The organism is Paenibacillus sp. AR247 (assembly GCF_002968895.1).
GTDB classification, from domain to species: domain Bacteria; phylum Bacillota; class Bacilli; order Paenibacillales; family Paenibacillaceae; genus Paenibacillus_AQ; species Paenibacillus_AQ favisporus.
In genome coordinates this window covers 1-1,622 of the sequence record NZ_PCZT01000101.1, presented here as the reverse complement: position 1 = coordinate 1,622, position 1,622 = coordinate 1, and the positions used below count along the sequence as shown (strand labels likewise).

Annotated in this window: 1 protein-coding gene and 2 pseudogenes; all 3 read left to right on the top strand. The window is 48.3% G+C overall.

Annotated features, from left to right (window positions below; translation table 11 throughout):
- Positions 1 to 352 (top strand): annotated as a pseudogene (locus CPT76_RS38215) (ABC transporter substrate-binding protein); the annotation flags it as partial.
- Positions 353 to 433: 81 nt separating this feature from the next.
- A pseudogene (locus tag CPT76_RS42420) lies at positions 434 to 1,228 on the top strand (ABC transporter permease subunit).
- Positions 1,229 to 1,244: 16 nt separating this feature from the next.
- Positions 1,245 to 1,622: ATP-binding cassette domain-containing protein (locus tag CPT76_RS36270; RefSeq protein ID WP_258169129.1), on the top strand; the 378-nt coding region annotated here is incomplete at its 3' end.

Sequence of the window (1,622 nt, the reverse complement as noted above, 5' to 3'; positions counted from 1 at the left end):
GTCAGGCAATTTCCCGGTGATTACGACTAAGGCGGATATTGCTGATCCAGCCAAACATGCAGCGATTGCCGATTTTCTGAACCGTTTAAATCAATACAATGAGTGGATCCACAATAATCAGAAAAAATGGGCAGAAATCGTAGCTGAAAATACAAAGCAACCGCTTGAACAGGCGCTTGAAACGTTGAAAAACAGCCAGGAGCAGCGGCCAACAAAGGTAACTGCCATTTCAGATGAGGCTATCGCCTCGCAGCAGGATGTCGCAGATACACTTCAATCTGTAGGGCTGCTGACGAAAAAGGTGGACGTGAAGTCGCTCTGGAGCGATGCCTTTACTCAAATGATTAAATAAAAAGTAATTCTGAAAAAAAAGCGGAATAGGGCTGGTAATTGTTATTAGCCAGCCGTTCCATTTGAAAGGAGCCGCCAAACTATGAGTAAACCAAAAATCAAATACAACTTTTGGGTCTCGCCCATTACCCCTTGGCTGCTGCCTGTCGTTCTTCTTTTGGCCTGGCATGTTCTGACCGTTACTGGGATCATCCCGGCGAATAAACTTCCGCAGCCGCTGCAAGTCGTTAAAGAGCTTATTGTTTCTGTTAAAAGCGGCGTGCTGCTTGATAATATTGCGATCAGTGCAAGGCGGGCCTTGCTTGGATTTTTGATTGGGGGCGGAATTGGCTTTGTTCTCGGGTTAATCAATGGCTTCTCCTCTAAAGCGGAGATTCTAATGGATTCCTCGGTGCAGATGATCCGGAATGTGCCGCACTTGGCACTAATCCTTTGGTGATCATGNGGTTTGGGATTGGTGAGGAAGTTAAGCTGCTTGCTCGTGTCCCTCGGCGTGTTTTTTCCTATCTATCTCAATACCTTCCACGGAATAAGGTCAATAGACCGGGGGCTGATCGAAATGGCCAAGGTCTATGGACTGAAGGGCCTCGATCTGTACAAGGAAGTCATTCTCCCGGGTGCACTGCCTTCCATTCTGGTGGGAATCCGTTATTCACTCGGTATTATGTGGCTGACGCTTATTGTGGCCGAGACGGTGGCCGCAGACTCGGGCATCGGTTATATGGCCATGAACGCCAGAGAGTTTATGCAGCTCGATATTACCGTTCTTAGCATTATCATTTATGCGCTGTTGGGCAAGCTTTCAGATAGCATCGCCAAGGGATTGGAACGATGGCTACTCCAGTGGAACCCGAATTATAGTGTGGCCAAAAAGTAAAAGGGGGTGTAATGCGGTGTCTGAAATCGGAAAGGGAGCAATGCTGTGCCTAAACCATGTCCGCAAATATTTTGGTGAAAAGCGGATTCTGCAGCAAGTTGATCTGACGATTGAACGCGGAGAGTTTATCGCCGTCGTCGGGCGGAGCGGTTGTGGCAAAAGTACACTGCTCCGGCTGATTGCCGGGTTGGAGCAGCCGTCGGAAGGACTCATTTCCATCAACGAGAATGATCCTGCTACTTCTGGGAGCGGGCATACAAGGGTATTGTTTCAGGAGGCAAGACTCCTTCCATGGAAAACTGTATTGCAAAATGTGAGGATCGGTACTCCGGGAAAAGATAAAGCTAAGGCTGCGGAAGCGCTAAACCTAGTCGGTCTATCAGAACGAGAGGAT